Raw genomic sequence first — 17,275 nt, 5'->3', positions numbered from 1 at the left:
GGAGGCGCGGCATGAATTATGCGATCGTTCTGCGGCTGCTGAGCTACATCCTCTATTGCGAAGCCGCGCTGCTTCTGCTGCCTGCCATGGCCAGCCTGATCTACGGTGAATGGATGGTGCTGGGCGTGTTCCTGCTCACGGCAGCACTTTCTGCGGTGGCGGGCGCTCTGCTCCACCGCATCAAGCCCAAGAGCCAGATCTTCTATATGCGGGAGGGCTTTGCCACCACGGCGCTCTGCTGGCTGCTCATCAGTGTGGTGGGCGCGGTGCCCTTTGTGCTCACGGGCAGCATCCCCAACCCGGTGGATGCCATGTTTGAGACCGTTTCCGGCTTCACCACCACCGGTGCCAGCATCCTGCCCGCTGTGGAGGACCTGCCCAGGGGCATCCTGTTCTGGCGCAGCTTCACCCACTGGATCGGCGGCATGGGCGTTCTGGTGTTCCTGCTCTCCCTGCTGCCCCTGACCGGCGGTTCCCATGTCAACCTGATGAAAGCCGAAAGCCCCGGCCCCCAGGTGGATAAGCTGGTGCCCAAGGTGCAGTCCACGGCAAAGATCCTCTATGGCATTTATTTTGGCCTGACTGTCATCGAGTTTGTGTTCCTGTTGTTCGGCGGGATGCCGGTGTTTGAAGCTCTGCTGACCTCCTTTGGTACAGCGGGCACCGGCGGCTTCGGCTTCCGCAATGACAGCTTTGCCAGCATGTCGCCCTATGTCCAGTGGGTCGTGACCATCTTTATGATCCTGTTTGGCGTGAACTTCAACGCCTATTTCCTGCTGCTGATGCGCCGCTTCCGCCGCGCTGCCGCCAGCGAGGAGGTGCGCGCCTACTTTGTGATCATCGGTGTGGCTGTGGTCATCATCACGGCCAACATTTACAGCATGTACAACGGCTTGGGCGAGGCCCTGCGCCACGCCGCCTTCCAGGTGGGCTCCATCATTACCACCACAGGATTTTCCAGCTGTGATTTTGACCTGTGGCCCACCCTCTCCAAGGAGATCCTTGTCATGCTGATGTTTGTGGGTGCCTGCGCAGGCAGCACCGGCGGCGGCATGAAGGTCAGCCGCCTCCTGCTGATGGGCAAGACTGTGGGCAAGGAACTCAAGCAGGCCCTTCACCCGCAGGTGGTGGCCCCCGTCCGGATGGACGGCAAGGTGGTCAACCATGAGACCATCCGCGCCACCAATGTCTATGTGGCGGCCTACATCTTCATCTTTGCGGCATCCTTCTTCCTCATCAGTCTGGATGGCTTTGACATGGTGACCAACTTCACCGCCATTGCCGCCACGTTGAACAACATCGGCCCGGGCCTTGCCCAGGTGGGCCCCATGATGAACTTTGGCAGCTACTCCAATCCCGCCAAGCTGGTTATGATCTTTGACATGCTGGCGGGCCGTCTGGAGATCTTCCCCATGCTGGTGTTCTTTATGCCGGACACCTGGCGGCGGTTCTGAGCAAAATAACAAAGCGGATGCGCTCCCACCGGAACGCATCCGCTTTTTGCTGTATCAGGATTCCTGCGGCTTTTTCCCCAAGAGCGCCGCGCCGCTCAGCACGATGACCCCGCCCAGCAGGGCAAGGCCCGCACCGGCCTGCCCGAAGGCATCGCCGACAGCACCCACCAGAGGACTTGCAGGGATCATCAGCAGGCTGTAGGCCATGCCGTCCACGCTGATGAGGGTGGCCCGCTGGTCACTGGGAATGGCATCGTTCAGCTTCTGGCTCTCGTGGAGCAGATAGACCTCCAGCACACCCTGCACCAGCATCATGCCCAGGATGCCGCCCCAGGCGGGCGCAGCACCCACCAGTAGAGTGCCCACACCGCAGAGCAGGGCACAGGCTGTGTAGAGCCGCCGCATGGAGCGGCATCTCACCCTGCGGCCGATCTCGGTACCCGCCACGCAGGCCAGACCGCCCAGCAGCAGGGGAAGGAAGAGCAGCTCCGTGGGCCAGCCCAGCTCAACGAGCCGCTGCTGCAAAAACATTTTGGTCAGGTAGCTGGGCACGCTGATGAGGGCGCTGGATGCGATAAGCTTCACCGCCATTGGGCAGGTGCGCAGGACATGCAGGCTGTCCCGCACCAGCTGGCGGAACTGTTCGGGCAGAGCGCGCAGCGCGTGCTTTTCCCGGCTGGCCTGCGACTCAGTGACGATGGGCTCCGCAAGCAGCATATTGGCAAGGGCGGAAGCACCCTCAAAGGCGGCGTTCAGCAGATAAAAGCCCGCGTAGCCGAGAAACTGGTTCAGGATGCTGGCCATGGAGCCTATGGCGTTGGCCAGCATGGAGATCTGAGAGCCGTTGGCAGAGACCTGAATGTATTCCTCTTCGCAGCCCTCCTGCTTCAGGCTGTCGTAGAGCAGCGCCGTGGAGGTGCCGGAGAACATGGTCATGGCCAGCGCGTTCAGCCCCATGGCAAAGCAGATGGTGAACAGGTCTGACGCAAAGGCCATCAGCAGGCTTTGCAGGACCATGCACACGCCGCCGGACACGAGGGTCTTTTTCCGGCCCAGCAGGTCTGCCGCCATGCCGCTGGGCACTTCACACAGCAGGCTGACAACATGGAACACGCTTTCGGTCAGGCCGATCTCCCACAGGGAGAAGCCCCGGGCCGCCAGCAGGGCCACCCATACCGCATCCGTGATGCGCAGGCCGGAGAAGAAATCGGCAGTGTAAATGCAGGCAAGCTGCTTTTTCAAATTGAGCTTACGTTTATGGTTCATGGGGAACACCCTTTCTATTTGTCGTTGTGAAATTTCAAAATAGAAAGTGTACCCTTGCTAACGAAAGTTTGCTGTGACCAAACCCCTCCGTCAATGCTGACGCATTGCCACCTCCCCTAATAGTGGAGGCCTTGGCAATCCGTGCAGAATTTCCGGTTTCGCCAGAGGCTCCCCTACTAGGGGAGCTGACGAGCGAAGCGAGTCTGAGGGGTTCAGGCAAAACAAAAGCGCCCCACAGCAAAGCTGCGCGGCGCTGAAAATCATGCTCCACGTCTTGCTGAAAGGTTTCCTCGATTTAGCTCCCCTATGAGGGGAGCTGGCTGCGCCAAAGCGCAGACTGAGAGGTTTTGTTTCCAATAAAAGGGTACACTTCGAGCCGGAAAGTATTAAATCTGACCTTTTTTGAAAAAGATGCAGCCATTCCAACCCATCTGGGTGTACCCTCCTTTCAGTAAAACGATACGCTTACAATACCATACTTTCGGCCAAAACACAAGCAAAACCGTAAAATTCAGGGAAAAAGTGCCGCCCTGGCTTGCAAACAGGCCCAAAGTGTGGTAAGATGATATCCGGTTATGAAACCTGAATATCTTGAAAACGCAGCGACGGAGAGAGTACGCACGCAGTTCCACAGCAAAGAGAGAAGCTTCACCGGCTGAAAGGGCTTCCGCGTGGGTGTGTGCCGAAGTTCGCTCCTGAGCGGCCTGCCCGAACGGCTTCTATTAGGGCAGGACGGCGCGCCCCGTTACGGCGTTTGAGAGCCGCCCTTCTTTGTGCAGGGCGGAAACCGGGTGGTACCGCGGAGCATTGGATTTGCAAAGGCTTCGTCCCTTTTGTCCGGCCAGAAATGGCCCGGCAGGGGGACGGAGCCTTTTTTGCTGCCCCGCTTTGAAAACACGAACTGAGAAGGAGAGAATTTCCATGCAAGCAATGATCGACGAGCTGGCCAAACAGGCCGCAGAGAGCCTCGGTCAGGTCTCTTCCAAGGAGACGCTGGCCTCGTTCTGGCAGGAATATCTGAGCAAAAACGGCAAGATCCCCGCGCTGATGAAGAATCTGCGCTCTGTCGCGCCCGAAGAGCGCCCCGCCATGGGCAAGATCATCAACGAGCTCAAGCAGAAGGTGCAGGCAGACTACGATGCCGCCGCTGCCAAGGTGAAGGAGGCCGAGCTGGCCGCCCGCAACGCCGCTGAGACCGTGGACATCACCCTGCCCGCCAAGACCCGCACGGTGGGTGGTCTGCACCCCCTGACGCTGGTCACCAACCAGATTATCGACGTGTTCTCCGGCATGGGTTTTGCCGTGGCCGACGCACCTGAGATCGAGGATGACGACCACAACTTCACCCGCCTGAACGTGCCCAAGGATCACCCTGCCCGCGACATGCAGGATACCTTCTACCTGTCCGACGAGTTCCTGCTCCGCACCCAGACCTCCGGCGGCCAGATCCGCACCATGGACAGCCAGAAGCCGCCCATCAAGGTGCTGATCCCCGGACGTGTGTTCCGTTCCGATTCCGATGCCACCCACAGCCCCATGTTCCACCAGATGGAGGGTCTGGTCGTGGATAAGGGCATCACCCTGGGCGACCTGCAGGGCGCGCTGAACACCTTTGTGCAGAAGCTGTTCGGCAAGGACACCCGCACCCGCCTGCGTCCCTCCTACTTCCCCTTCACCGAGCCCAGTGTGGAGGTCGATGTCAGCTGCTTTGAGTGCGGCGGCAAGGGCTGCCCCTTGTGCAAGCACACCGGCTGGATCGAAGTTCTGGGCGGCGGTGTTGTCAACCGCAAGGTGCTGGAGAACTGCAACATTGACCCGGATGAGTATTCCGGCTTCGCCTTCGGCATTGGCATCGAGCGCATCGCCATGCTGAAGTACGGCATCAACAACATCGGCCTGATGTTCGAGAACAACCTGCAGTTCCTCAAGCAGTTCCATGAATAAGAGGGGAGAGAACAGACAATGAAAGTACCTTTCAGTTGGTTAAAAGAATTCGTTGATATCGACGTTACCGCTCAGGAGCTGGAGGAGAAGCTGTTCTCCTGCGGCTTTGAGGTGGAAGAGCTGATCCCGCTGGATGCAGGCATCAGCAAGGTGGTCGTTGGCAAGATCGTGGAGATGGAAAAGCAGGAAGGCACCCACCTGACCAAGTGTGTGGTGGACTGCGGTGATTACGGCCACGACATCCGCATTAGCACCGGTGCCGCCAATATGAAGCTGGGTGACTGCGTGCCCGCCGCTCTGGATGGCTCCACCCTGCCCGGCGGCATCAAGATCAAGGCCCGCAAGATGCAGGGCGTGGAGTCCAACGGTATGCTCTGCTCCGGCGAGGAGCTGGGCCTGAACGACGACCTGTTCCCGGGCTCTGAGGTCTATGGTCTGCTCATCCTGCCCGAGGATTCCGTTCCCGGCACCGACATCGCACCCGTTGTCGGTCTGGATGACTATATCTTCGATATCTCCATCACCGCAAACCGCCCGGACTGCCAGTCCGTGCTGGGCATTGCCCGCGAGGTCGCTGCCATTCTGGGCAAGCCCCTGCACATGCCCGCCATGGATTACAAGGCTGTCTGCGAGCCGGATGCTCCCATCACCGTCCAGGTGGAGGCCCCTGACCTGTGCCCCCGCTATATGGCGCATTACGTCCGCAACATCCGCATGGGCGAATCTCCCCGCTGGATGAAGCGCCATCTGGCCCTGTGCGGCCTGCGCTCCATCAGCAATGTGGTGGATATCACCAACCACACCCTGCTGGAAATGGGCCAGCCCATGCACGCCTTTGACCTGAACAAGGTCGCCGGCCGCACCATTGATGTGCGCCGTGCCCACGAGGGCGAGAAAATCGTGACCCTCGATGAAAAGGAGTTCACCCTGAACCCCAACAATCTGGTCATCTGCGATGCCGAGAAGCCTGTGGCTCTGGCCGGCATCATGGGCGGTGCCAACTCCGGCATGGATGAGAACACCACCAGCCTGCTGTTCGAGTGCGCCACCTTCGCCCGTGACTGCGTCCGCAAGACCAGCCGTGCCCTGGGCCAGAACAGTGATTCCTCTGCCCGCTATGAAAAGGGTGTGGACCGCAACTCTCCCGAGCTGGGCCTGGCCCGTGCCCTGCACCTGATCCAGGAGCTGGACTGCGGCGATATCACCACCCTCGAGTATGACCTGACCGATGGCCGCCCGCTGGAGCGCAAGCACATCGTGACCACCCCTGCCAAGATCTGCGGTGTGCTGGGCATCACTGTGCCCGAGCAGACCATGATCGATATCCTGCAGCGCCTGGAGTTTACGGTGGATGTGCAGGCCGATGGCAGCTGGGATGTGTCTGCTCCTCTCTACCGTGAGGATGTGGAGAGCTTCCCCGATCTGGCGGAGGAGGTCATCCGTGAGTACGGCTATGACCACATCAACCCCACCTTCCTGAACACCGCCTCTGTTACCAACGGCGGCCTGAACTATGCGCAGAAGCAGCAGCTCAAGACCAAGCGCCTGCTGGCTGCACAGGGCTTCTATGAGGCCTCCACCCTGGCCTTCTACTCCAACGCGGAGCTGGATATGCTGCACATCCCCGCTGAGGATGCCGCCCGCAAGGCCATCCGCATCCTGAACCCCATCAGCGAGAACCTGTCCATCATGCGCACCCTGCTGACCCCGTCCATGCTGAATGTCATCGTGGACAACCTCAAGAAGGGCAATGCCGAGGGCCGCCTGTTCGAGATGGCTCCCGTCTATCTGGCCAAGGAGCTGCCCATCAGCGAGCATCCCCATGAGCGTCAGACCCTCTGCATTGGTGCCTTTGGCCCCGAGGAGGACTTCTTCACCGTCAAGGGTGCAATGGAGGCGCTGGCCGCAGGCTTTGACCTGACCTTCACCTATGAGCGCGAGACCACCCCGTGGCTCCACCCCGGCATCAGCGCCGCTGTCTACTGCAACGGCAAGCGTCTGGGCGTGTTCGGTAAGCTCTCCAATGAGATCAACGGCGAGCTGGAGATCGCAAAGGACCAGAAGGACAGCCAGAACATCTATCTGGGTGAGCTGGACTATGAGGCTCTGATGTCCTGTGTGGACGGTGAGCTGCGCTATAAGCCGCTGAGCCCCTACGCTGCCGTCAAGCGTGACCTGGCCCTTGTCTGCGAGGAAAAGATCACCTGCGGCGAGATCGAGGACACCATCAAGAAGGCAAGCTCCCTCATCACCGAGGTCAAGCTGTTCGATATCTACCGTGGCGCAAACCTGGGCGAGGGCAAGAAGAGCATGGCCTTCTCCCTGACCCTGTCTGACCCCAGCGCGGAGATCTCCGCTGATCAGGTCGAGCGCACCGTCAAGAAGGTGCTGGGCAACCTGAAGTTCAAGCTGGGCATTGAGATCCGGTAAACGGTGATCTATACACAGCACTATGAGTCCCCTCTGGGCGGCATCCTGCTGGCCGCTGACGACATCGGCCTGACCGGCCTCTGGTTCGAGGGGCAGAAGTACTTTGCCCGCACCCTGGATACGGTGCATCAGGAGCAGGAGACCGCTGTGCTCTCCGAGGCCAGACGCTGGCTGGATGTTTATTTCGGCGGGCAGGAGCCGGACTTTACCCCGCCGCTCCATCCCGCTGGCTCTGCCTTTCAGCAGGAGGTGTGGGCGCTGCTGCGCCGTATCCCCTGCGGCCAGACCACGACCTATGGTGCACTGGCAAGGCAGCTTGCCGCAGAGCGCGGCCTTTCCCGGATGTCTGCGCAGGCTGTGGGCGGGGCTGTCGGACACAATGTGATCTCTATCATCATTCCCTGCCACCGCGTTGTCGGAACAAACGGCAGCCTGACCGGATATGCAGGCGGCATCAATAAAAAAGCCGCGCTGCTGAGACTGGAAATGAAAATGACGCGGTAAGAAATACGGCAAACGAAAAAATCCGAACCTTTTCCCGATGGGAAGAGGTTCGGATTTTTCTTGTGTGGTGGAGGCGATGGGAGTCGAACCCATGTCCGAAAAGAGTTCAGCGTAGGTGTCTCCGGGTGCAGGCGATCAACAACATTCCCTCCGCGTCACGCCGGTCGCCAGGCTAACGCATTGGTAGCTTCATGAGTTCCTGCCGGTCCGCAAAGCTTAGGTCCGTTCAGGTGCTGTGTCTAAAGGACGCCCCGGCCCCACACGACACAAGAGTGGGCGGAACGCGCAGCACTCAGGCTGCGAGCAACTGATAATTATTGTTGTCAGTTAATTTTTTGGAGGAGTTTAGAGCAGGTCCCCCACTGCTACCCGCTGCCCAGGCCTCGCTCCCCCCGTCGAAACCTTTACGCCCCCATAAAACACACCTTGCGGTGTGGGTAAGCTTTGAAGTTTCCGGGCAGGAATGCTGCCTGAAATCAATAGTAAACGCCGTTGGATTTAACGGCCCGGTCGATGGAGCGCTTGGCATCGCGCTTGGCGGCATCTGCGCGCTTGTCGTAGAGCTTTTTGCCCTTGCACAGGCCCAGCTCCATTTTGACGCGGCCATGCTTGAAGTAGAGCGAAAGCGGCACAAGAGTGTAGCCCTGCAGCTTGCACTGCTGGTGCAGCCGCCGGATCTCGTTCTTGTGGGCCAGCAGCCGCCGCACCCGCATGGGGTCCTGATTGAAGATGTTGCCGTGGTCGTAGGGGGTGATGTGCATTCCCTTGACCAGCAGCTCGCCGTCCTCAATATCGACCCAGCTGTCTTTCAGGTTCACGCCGCCGGCACGCAGGCTCTTGACCTCAGTGCCTTTCAGCTCAACGCCGGTCTCCAGCGCTTCCAGAACGAAATACTCGTGGCGCGCTTCCCGGTTTGTGGCAATCGTCTTGGTTGCCGGACGCTCTTTGGTCGGTGCCATTCCGCGCGCCTCCTTTCTATCGCTTTGGTATCGTTACGTTAGTATATCATATTTTTGTGGATTTTCAAGGTTACTTTTTGAAGAAACTGTAAATCTTTCCCGCAAAAAGCGCCTTACAGCTTTTTATAGCCCGCCGGTTCGTCCGCTGCACATCGCCGCTCCATCAGGTAGGTGTCCAGCCAGCGGCCGTGGCAGTCCCGGGCAATGCGCTCCCGGCGGCCCACCACGCGGAAGCCGCATTTCAGGTGCAGGCCCCGGGAGGGGGCGTTGTCCTGCAGCACCGTGGACTGCAGCGTCCAGTACCCGGCCTGTTCGGCCTCGCGGCAGAGCGCCGTGAGCAGGTGATAACCCAGCCCCTTGCCCCGGAATTTTTCCCCGACATAGATGCTCACCTCGGCCACGCCGCGGTAGCACCAGCGGGGGTCTACCCGATGCAGGGCTGCCCAGCCGGCCACGACCCCATCATCCAGCACCACCAGGCGGCATTCCCGGGTATGGGATGCGTCCCAGGCGGTGTAGGGCGGGCAGTTGGTCTGGAAGGTGGCGTGCTCGGTGGCAATGCCCTCCAGATATATTTTGGACACAGCAGTCCAATCCTCCGGCATCATGGGCCGGACTGTGATCTCACTCATATTCCTATCCTGACCGGAGCCGCAATGCTCCGGTTTCCCCTCATTGCGTGTGCAATATCTTTTTTCAGTATAGCAGAATCTGCCGCAAATCACAATGGAAACCTGTTCACCTCAGGCCGGGCAGAGTGTCCGGAATCTGAATACCCGGCCCCTCGGAAGCGTGGAGATCACAACGCATGGATTTTGCGGACAGATTTGTTTTGACAATACCGGCGGGTGTGATACAATAGAACAAAAACCAACCGGTGTCGCCTGTGCAGTCTCATATTATAGTCCTCTGTATGGGAAAATGCAATCAGGGCGGTGCCGGGAGAAAGGAACGGAACATGAAACAGGCAAAACGAATCGCCGCGATGGTGCTGTGTCTGCTGGCACTGCTGGCCCTGCCCGCCGGTGCCGTAATGGAAAAGGGAGAGCCCAACATCACGGCCCAGACCACCATGAAGGAAGTGCGCAACAACCCGGGCATCAAGAACTCCGGCTTCTACACCTACTCGCAGGATAAGGACTGCCCGCCGGGTCAGGCTCTGTGGGAGATGACCACTGTGGAAGGCTACACCAACGAGTATGTGGCCGAAGGCTGTGCCAAGGGGCTGAATCTGGTCATTGAGAACTACAACAATGGCGTGCAGGTCACCCACTCGTTCTACACGGATGCGGAAAAGGCGGCGGACCGCACCAAAAACAACACCGGCCTGTTCTATTTCCCGGCCAAGGCCGAAAATGCCAAGTTTGCGCTGATCCTGGCCGGCAGCGGTGCCAATGAGAGCGCCGAGCTGGAGGAGGGGGCCTGCACGGCCTGGCAGCTGCATGAGCTGGGCTATGCCGCCTTTATTCTGCGGTATCGCGTCTGGACGGATGCCTCCGATGATGCTCCGCTGGAAGACATCGGCCGGGCCATGCAGTACATTGAGGAACACGCTGCGGAGTTTGGCATCCAGCCGGAGCAGTACGCCATCGTGGGATATTCCATGGGCGGCCACCTGACGGGTCTGTTCGGCACGGAATCGGTGGGGTATAAGCATTACAATGTGCCCAAGCCCGCTGCCCTGCTGCTGGGCTACCCCATCAACGATATGACCTACATCAAGCCCATCTACCATGTCATTCAGGATATCGGCGCGTACGGCCCCAAATACTATACCCGGAACCTTTCGGATGAGATCACGCCGGACTACCCCGCCACCTACCACTGGCACGGTGTGAACGACACGCTGCTGAAGGAGCTGGCCTACTGGCGGCAGGGACCGCAGCTGGAAGCTGCCCTGCAGGCCAATCACGTCAAGCATGTTTACCGGGTGTTCAACAATGCACCTCACGTCTGCGGCATCGGCACAGGAACAGATGCCGAGAACTGGCTGGTGGAAGCCACTGCTTTCTGGGAAGAGCAGTGCGCCTGAGAGAAAGGATGAAACAGGATGAAAAATCTGAACGAAGCATTTGTGCATCTGAACGTCGGTCTGCCCGATGATGTGGAGCGGCTGAAGGCCGCGGGCTATTACAAAGAAGCAATGGCACGGATCGATGAATATCTGGCCGAGGACTGGACGGAGACCCAGAACAGCCCCCGCAGTCAGGGGTTGGAAATGCCGGAGTACGAGCAGCCCGCCAACCCTGTGCCCCACGGCGTGGACGCGCTGCGGGATGCCCTGCTGGTGCAGAAGGAGATCATGTGCCGCCTGCCGCAGGAATACTGCTGGAACGAGGCACAGGCCGTGGCCCGGATGCAGGGCCTTGTGCGGGATTTCACGGTGGAGGAGTTCCGCCAGCTGGTGCATGAGGGCCGGGTGGACTGGCGGTTTGTGGAAGGGGAGAAGCACTACCTTGACCGCTTTGCCGAGACGCTGATCGCCACCCGCGCCGACCTTGCTGCCCGTCAGCTCGACCCGCCTGCCCCGGCCGCGCTGGCACGGGAGCGCCGCCGCCGCATCCATGACCAGATGGAGCGGGAAGGGCAGGCCAGTGCCCGCATCACGCTGAAGACCAGCGTGGGGATGTCGGATGAGGCCTTTGCTGCTGCTCTGGCCAAGGCAAAGGCAGAGGGCCGGGAGAGCGTGCACGTCCGCGCCTGGCTGCCCATCCCGGCGGAATGCTTGGCCCAGAGCGAGATCGAGCTGCAGAGCTTTACCGAGCAGCCGGGCCGCATCGCCGATGCAAACGCCCCCCAGCGCACGGTCTGCTGGGAGGCCGACCTGACCGAAAACCGCCGCTTCGGGGTGCAGTATCGTTACAAGACAACGGCAGTCTATGCTGACCCGCTGGACTTTGTGCCTGCACCGGAACAGCCGACCTTTGATACCGAGGAGCAGGCCCCGCATATCGTGTTCACGCCCTACCTGCGGGCGCTGGCCGCGCAGCTGACCGAAGGGATCACCGACCCGGCGGAAAAGGCAAAGCGCATCTATGATTACGTTACCCTGAACGTGCGGTATCACTATCAGCCCGCCTACTTTGTGCAGGACTGCCTGCCCGACCGCTGCGCACGGAACCGGCGCGGTGACTGCGGCATTATGGCCCTGACCTTCATCACCCTCTGCCGTCTGGTGGGCATTCCGGCCCGCTGGCAGAGCGGCCTGTCGGTGTCGCCCACCGGCGTGGGCTGCCACGACTGGGCCATGTTCTACATTGCCCCCAAGGGCTGGATGTATGCCGACTGCTCGTTTGGTGCCTCCATGGCACGGCAGGGCGAGGAAGAGCTGCGCCGCCACTACTTCGGCAGCCTGGACACCGGGCGCATGGTGGCAAACCGCGCCTTTGAGGCACCCTTTGACCCACCGATGTACGGGTTCCGCTCCGACCCCTATGATAACCAGTCGGGCGAGTGCGAGGTGGACGGCGTGGGCCTTTATGGCGATGCGCTGGATACCCGGAAAGAATTGGTCGATTTCGAGGACTTATAATCAATGGAATTTTTAGCTGGATTGTACACCCTGCTGCTGGTCACCATCTGCCTGCTGCTGGCAGTGGTGCTCTGGAAACTGAACAAGCCCCGGAACGGGGGAGACTACGAGGAGCTCAAGCGCTGGATGCAGCAGCAGCTCGATGCACAGGCAAAAGACTTTGCGGCCAGACAGGCGGCAATGGCGGAGCAGAATTACACCGCCATCCGCAGCGTCAGTGAGACGCTGCAGACCTCAGTGCAGAGCATGAGCACCACGCTGGCACAGGGCCAGAGCGGCCAGCAGCAGATCCTGACCCAGCGGCTCCAGAGTCTGGAGGCCGCCAACACCCAGAAGCTGGAAGAGCTGCGCAGGACCCTTGCGGAAAACATGACCGCCCTGCAGGCCGAGAACGCCAAAAAGCTGGATGAGATCCGCCACACCGTGGATGAGCAACTGCAGGATGCCCTGCAGAAGCGGGTGACCGAGAGCTTCAAGGCTGTGAACGACCAGCTGGAACAGGTGTACAAGGGGCTGGGCGAGATGCAGAACCTTGCCGCCGATGTGGGCGGGCTGAAGCAGGTGCTCTCGGGCGTTAAGACCCGCGGCATTCTGGGTGAGATACAGCTGGGGGCCATTCTGGAAGAGATCCTGGCCCCGGAGCAGTACGAGACCAATGTAGCCACCATCCCGGGCAGCACCCAGCGGGTGGAATATGCCATCAAGATGCCGGGTGCGGACGACGGCACGGTCTGGCTGCCCATCGACTCCAAATTCCCCGGCGATACCTACGCACACTTGCAGGATGCCCAGGCCTCCGGCGATGCGCAGGCGGTGGAGAATGCCCGCCATGCGCTGGAACTGGTGCTGCGGAGCGAGGCAAAGGATATCCGGGAAAAGTATGTGGAACCGCCCTACACCACGACCTTTGGCATCCTCTTCCTGCCTTTTGAAGGATTGTACGCCGAGGTGGTGAACGCCGGTCTGCTGGAGGTGCTGCAGCGGGATTATCAGGTGAACATTGCAGGCCCCAGCACCATGGCGGCTCTGCTCAACAGCCTGCAGATGGGCTTCAAGACCCTTGCCATCCAGAAGCGCTCCGGCGAGGTCTGGCAGCTGCTGGGTGCCGTTAAGACGGAGTTTGACAAGTTCGGGCAGGGGCTCTCCAAGATGCAGCAGCGCCTGCGCCAGACCGATGAAGAGCTGGACAACCTCATTGGTGTCCGCAGCCGGGCCATCAGCCGCAAGCTCCGCAGTGTCCAGAGCCTGGATGATGCCAGCGCGGCAGCCCTGCTGGAGCTGGACAACGAGCCCGGCCGGCCGGTGGCAGCAAGACTGCCGGAGGAGCTTGAATAATCTTTAACAATGTGCTATACTAGGAACCGTTATTAGTATTATACTGCCGCTTTTCCGGCACAGCAATATGGATAGAGAGGATGTCTGCTATGAGCGTGAAAAAGATCAGCGAAGCCATTCTGGGCGTTGGTGTGGACGATACCACCATTGACCTGTTCGAGAGCCAGTACCCGGTGCCCACCGGCGTGAGCTACAATTCCTATGTCATTCTGGACGAAAAGACTGCCATTCTGGATACGGTGGACAGCCGTGCCACGGAGCCCTGGCTTGCCAACCTGACCGAGGCACTGGCCGGACGCAAGCCGGATTACCTGGTGGTCAGCCACATGGAGCCTGACCACGGTGCCAACATCGCCAGACTGGCCGCCCTCTACCCGGAAATGCAGGTGGTGGGCAACGCCAAGACTTTCCTGTATATGGATCAGTTCTTTGGGACGGATGCCGTTGCCAAGGAGCGCCGCGTGGTGGTGAAGGACGGCGAGAGCCTGAGCCTGGGCACCCACACCCTGACCTTTGTGCTTGCCCCCATGGTGCACTGGCCCGAGGTCATGGTGAGCTATGAAAGCAGTGAAAAGGTGCTCTTCTCTGCAGACGGCTTTGGCCGGTTTGGCGCTGTGGCCAGGTTTGACGAAAACGCCGACTGGGCCAGCGAGGCCCGCCGCTACTACCTGAACATCGTGGGCAAGTACGGCCCGCAGGTGCAGGCTCTGCTGAAAAAGGCCGCCGCGCTGGATATCGCCACCATCTGCCCCCTGCACGGCCCTGTGCTGACCGGCGATCTGAGCAAGTACCTGAACTACTATGACCTGTGGTCCAGCTACAAGGCCGAGGAGCCGGAGAAGATCCTGGTGGCCAGCGCTTCCATCCACGGCCACACCAGAGCCGCCGCCCACACCATGGCTGAGAAGCTGCGCGCCAAGGGTGCCAAGGTGGTGGAGATGGATCTGACCCGCACCGATGTCTCCTATGCCGTCACTGAGGCCTTCCGCTGCGGCCGGATCGTGCTGGCCTGCGCCACCTACGATGGCTTCCTCTTCCCGCCGATGGAGAATCTGCTGACCCACCTCAAGACCAAGAACTTCCAGGGCCGCACCGTTGGCCTGATGGAGAACGGCACCTGGGCCCCCATGGCTGCAAAGCTGATGCGTGCTGAGCTGGAAGGCATGAAGAACATCACCGTCTGTGATGCCGTTGTGACCATCCGCTCTGCCGCCAATGCCGCCGCTGAGGCACAGATGGATGTGCTGGCTGACGAGCTGCTGGCAAAGTAACGAATCGACCCCATAAAAAGAACGAACGCCTGCCGTGTGAGAAAAGCCCGGCAGGCGTTCGTTTTGTCTATGCGGGAGGTATAGCAGAGTAGCATCTTCGCACGGGGGTAGGCGGCAAAGTCTTTTTTGTGTGGAGTTCGCTTTTCTTTGTCAGAACAAATCGTACTGCTTCATAGTTTCAGCTTTTCGGGAATCATGCTTCTCGTAGTAGCCGATCAGGGTACCGTCCTCGTCCCGCAGGGCAACCATGTAGACATCGCGGTCATGCTTTGCGTTGTGATAGGTATAGACGATGTTGTGGCTGGTATCCGTCGCGAACCACTCGATCACCTTGCGGATGGCTTCCACCGAATGGGGGTTGTGGCAGGCCAGAAGGCTTTTGCCCAGCAGGGAAGCGCCGCCATATTTGCCGTAATCCACCACAGCGGCAGGGTTCATATAGAGGATGGTGTGATCCAGGTCGCAGATAACCACGGCCTCGCGGTCCTGGTCGATGATGCTTTTGAAATAGGCGTTCAGGTCTGCCATGATGTTGCTCCTTCTTTATTCTTATCCAGCGCGTCGAACTGTTTGACGATCTGGGGGTCTTTCAGCTTGATGACCTTGCCGGAGAGATAGCGCAGGCTGTTTTCCTCCGGGATATCCAGGAAGCTGATGCGGACGGCGCAGAGAGCCTGTGTCCGGGTGCCGGTGCGCTCGTTCATCTTGCGGTTGCCGTATTTGATATCTCCCAGCACCGGCTTGCCCAAGTAGGCCAGATGCGCGCGGATTTGGTGGGTGCGGCCCGTGACCAGGCCGATCTTGCACAGCGCAAACGGCCCGGCGGTGCGCAGAACATCCACATCGGTGATGATCTGCTTGCGGCGCTCATCCTGAGATTGGTGGGCATGGATGCTGACCTTGTTGTTCTTTTCGTCGTGCTCCCACCAGGCCGTGAACCGTCCGCTCTGGGGGATGCCCACGGTGATGGTGTAGTATTCCTTTTTGAGCAGGTCGGTGCGGATGATCTCGTTCATATCCCGCAGGGCGGCGTAGCTCTTGGCCGCGATCACCAGCCCCTCGGTGCCGCGGTCCAGCCGGTTGCAGATGCCGGGCTTGAAGCGATTCTCGCCGCCCGCATCGTACTCGCCCTTCTGGGCCAGATACTGGGTGAATGCGTCCACAAGGTTGGCATCGCCGGTGCGGTCGCTGTGGCAGAGCAGGTGGGTGGGCTTGTACAGCACGGCAATGTTCTCGTCCTCATAGATGACGGTCACCTTGGGCTGGTTCTGCTGCTTTTTGGGGGCAGGCTTGCGGGCTGCAGGCTTTGCGCCCTCGGGCGGGAAGAATTCATCGTTGATGTACAGCTCAATGAGATCGCCCGCCTTGAGCCGATCCTCGGGGGCTCCTTTTTTGCCGTTGACCTTGACCCGCTTGTTGCGGAAGCTCTTGTACAGCAGGCTGGTGGGGAGATCGCGCGTCACGCTCTGGACAAAGCGGGAAAGCCGCACGCCCTCGTCGTTTGCGGTGGCAGTAAATTGTTTCATAAGATCGTTCCTTTTATTGGATGAAAGACAAGCCCTCTCCGTCTTTGCTTCGCAAATCCACCTCTCCCAAAGGGAGAGGCAATGCATCTCCCGGGTTCAGTACATGCTGACCGAGAGCCACAAGGGGCTCTCCCTTTGGGAGAGCTGGCAAAGCCGCAGGCTTTGACTGAGAGGGCATATTGATTCATAAAAAAGCCTTTTCTCTATAATAAACCACCCTTTCTTTGAAGTCAACGCAGAATATTTCCTGTGCCCCCTTGTGTTTTGCTGAAAAAACGGTACTATTAGAGTAATAACGCAAAAGGAGAACGACCATGGCGAAGGAAAGCAGCCAGCATAAGGGGCACCGCCAGCGGATGCGCGCCCGGGTAGAGCAGTACGGACTGGAAAGTCTGGAACCCCACGAAGTGCTGGAATATGTCCTTTATATCACCAACACCCGCAAGGACACCAACGGCCTTGCCCATGTCCTCATGGACCGGTTCGGAGACTTTGCCGGGGTGCTGGATGCTTCCGAGGAGGATCTGCTGACAGTGGAGGGCGTAGGCCCCTCCACCGCCCGGATGCTGCATCTTTTGCCGCAGGTCGGCAGATACTATACCCAGTGTGCGGTCAACGGAAAAAAATGCATGAAGACCACCGACCAGCTGGTCGAATACCTGATGGCACAGTTTGCCGGGACTGTGCAGGAACGCGCCCTGCTGACTGCGCTGGATGGCCGCAGCCGCATCAAGGGGCTGTTCTGGCTGCGGGACGGCACCAGCGACCGGGTGAGTCTGGAGATCAAGGATGTGGTGGCGGCAGCCCTCAAGGGCGGTACCGACAGTGTGGTGCTCTGCCATAACCACCCCAACGGCGTGGCCCTGCCCTCGCGGGAGGATCTGATGGCCACCGAGAATATCGTCCGGGCGCTGGGGCTGGTCAAGGTGCATCTGCGGGATCACATCATCCTGACCGAGAGCGAATATTTCTCCATGCGGGAGGCCAACCGCCTGCCGTTCTACGATTTCCAGACCGGGGAGATGCTCAGGCCGTATTGATATTATAAAATAAT

The 17,275-nt window shown here is 59.7% G+C and carries 14 protein-coding genes, 1 other RNA gene and 1 other annotated feature; of the genes, 9 read left to right on the top strand and 6 right to left on the bottom strand.

The genetic code is table 11. From position 1 onward, the window contains the following. Window positions 1–11: 11 nt before the first annotated feature. Window positions 12–1,454, top strand: a complete 1,443-nt coding sequence (locus tag GXM22_RS10720; protein ID WP_005930985.1) for a TrkH family potassium uptake protein — start codon at window positions 12–14, stop codon at window positions 1,452–1,454. A 54-nt stretch (window positions 1,455–1,508) separates the two neighbouring features. On the opposite strand, the gene GXM22_RS10715 is transcribed toward GXM22_RS10720, so the two are convergent. Then, window positions 1,509–2,720, bottom strand: a complete 1,212-nt coding sequence (locus GXM22_RS10715) for an MFS transporter (protein ID WP_005930983.1) — start codon at window positions 2,718–2,720, stop codon at window positions 1,509–1,511. Between the two features lie 593 nt (window positions 2,721–3,313). Then, window positions 3,314–3,555, top strand: a binding site (T-box leader). 86 nt (window positions 3,556–3,641) lie between these two features. Between GXM22_RS10715 and pheS the strand changes: the two genes are divergently transcribed. The 3 genes from pheS to GXM22_RS10700 are packed head-to-tail and all read left to right on the top strand — an operon-like array spanning window position 3,642 to window position 7,598. Further along, on the top strand, window positions 3,642–4,664 hold the full coding sequence (gene pheS, locus GXM22_RS10710; RefSeq protein WP_005930972.1) for a phenylalanine--tRNA ligase subunit alpha: 1,023 nt from the start codon (window positions 3,642–3,644) through the stop codon (window positions 4,662–4,664). A gap of 18 nt (window positions 4,665–4,682) precedes the next feature. Next, on the top strand, window positions 4,683–7,094 hold the full coding sequence (pheT, locus tag GXM22_RS10705; protein ID WP_005930969.1) for a phenylalanine--tRNA ligase subunit beta: 2,412 nt from the start codon (window positions 4,683–4,685) through the stop codon (window positions 7,092–7,094). 3 nt (window positions 7,095–7,097) lie between these two features. Further along, window positions 7,098–7,598, top strand: coding sequence for a methylated-DNA--[protein]-cysteine S-methyltransferase (locus GXM22_RS10700; protein ID WP_005930965.1), 501 nt, complete (start codon window positions 7,098–7,100; stop codon window positions 7,596–7,598). Window positions 7,599–7,663: 65 nt separating this feature from the next. Here the strand turns inward: GXM22_RS10700 and ssrA are convergent. The 3 genes from ssrA to GXM22_RS10685 all read right to left on the bottom strand — a co-directional run bounded on the left by ssrA (window position 7,664) and on the right by GXM22_RS10685 (window position 9,189). Further along, window positions 7,664–8,012: a transfer-messenger RNA gene (gene ssrA / locus GXM22_RS10695) on the bottom strand. 62 nt (window positions 8,013–8,074) lie between these two features. Then, on the bottom strand, window positions 8,075–8,557 hold the full coding sequence (gene smpB / locus GXM22_RS10690; RefSeq protein WP_005930963.1) for an SsrA-binding protein SmpB: 483 nt from the start codon (window positions 8,555–8,557) through the stop codon (window positions 8,075–8,077). A gap of 113 nt (window positions 8,558–8,670) precedes the next feature. Further along, window positions 8,671–9,189, bottom strand: coding sequence for a GNAT family N-acetyltransferase (locus tag GXM22_RS10685; protein ID WP_005930961.1), 519 nt, complete (start codon window positions 9,187–9,189; stop codon window positions 8,671–8,673). Window positions 9,190–9,515: 326 nt separating this feature from the next. Between GXM22_RS10685 and GXM22_RS10680 the strand changes: the two genes are divergently transcribed. The 4 genes from GXM22_RS10680 (at window position 9,516) to GXM22_RS10665 (ending at window position 14,695) form a co-directional block, all read left to right on the top strand. After that, complete coding sequence (locus tag GXM22_RS10680; protein WP_035393662.1) at window positions 9,516–10,589, top strand: alpha/beta hydrolase; 1,074 nt, start codon at window positions 9,516–9,518, stop codon at window positions 10,587–10,589. An 18-nt stretch (window positions 10,590–10,607) separates the two neighbouring features. After that, window positions 10,608–12,089, top strand: coding sequence for a transglutaminase-like domain-containing protein (locus tag GXM22_RS10675; protein ID WP_005930955.1), 1,482 nt, complete (start codon window positions 10,608–10,610; stop codon window positions 12,087–12,089). Window positions 12,090–12,092: 3 nt separating this feature from the next. Continuing rightward, window positions 12,093–13,424: a DNA recombination protein RmuC gene (locus GXM22_RS10670; RefSeq protein ID WP_005930953.1), complete on the top strand. Its 1,332-nt coding sequence runs from the start codon at window positions 12,093–12,095 to the stop codon at window positions 13,422–13,424. Window positions 13,425–13,513: 89 nt separating this feature from the next. Beyond that, a complete protein-coding gene (locus GXM22_RS10665; RefSeq protein ID WP_035393660.1) occupies window positions 13,514–14,695 on the top strand; it encodes an FprA family A-type flavoprotein in 1,182 nt (393 codons plus the stop codon). A gap of 150 nt (window positions 14,696–14,845) precedes the next feature. Here GXM22_RS10665 and GXM22_RS10660 read toward each other — a convergent pair whose 3' ends face one another. Together GXM22_RS10660 and GXM22_RS10655 are read right to left on the bottom strand one after the other, a co-directional pair. Continuing rightward, a complete protein-coding gene (locus GXM22_RS10660; RefSeq protein WP_005930949.1) occupies window positions 14,846–15,223 on the bottom strand; it encodes a PAS domain-containing protein in 378 nt (125 codons plus the stop codon). After that, window positions 15,211–16,221, bottom strand: coding sequence for an RluA family pseudouridine synthase (locus GXM22_RS10655; RefSeq protein ID WP_035393658.1), 1,011 nt, complete (start codon window positions 16,219–16,221; stop codon window positions 15,211–15,213). The genes GXM22_RS10660 and GXM22_RS10655 overlap by 13 nt, the downstream gene beginning before the upstream one ends. 314 nt (window positions 16,222–16,535) lie before the next feature. Here GXM22_RS10655 and GXM22_RS10650 point away from each other — a divergent pair, with 314 nt between their 5' ends. Continuing rightward, window positions 16,536–17,261: a JAB domain-containing protein gene (locus GXM22_RS10650; protein ID WP_005930938.1), complete on the top strand. Its 726-nt coding sequence runs from the start codon at window positions 16,536–16,538 to the stop codon at window positions 17,259–17,261. The last annotated feature ends 14 nt before the right edge of the window (window positions 17,262–17,275 follow it).

The sequence above is a fragment of the Faecalibacterium duncaniae genome (assembly GCF_010509575.1).
Classification (GTDB): domain Bacteria; phylum Bacillota; class Clostridia; order Oscillospirales; family Ruminococcaceae; genus Faecalibacterium; species Faecalibacterium duncaniae.
This window is presented reverse-complemented; position numbering and strand designations above follow the sequence as displayed.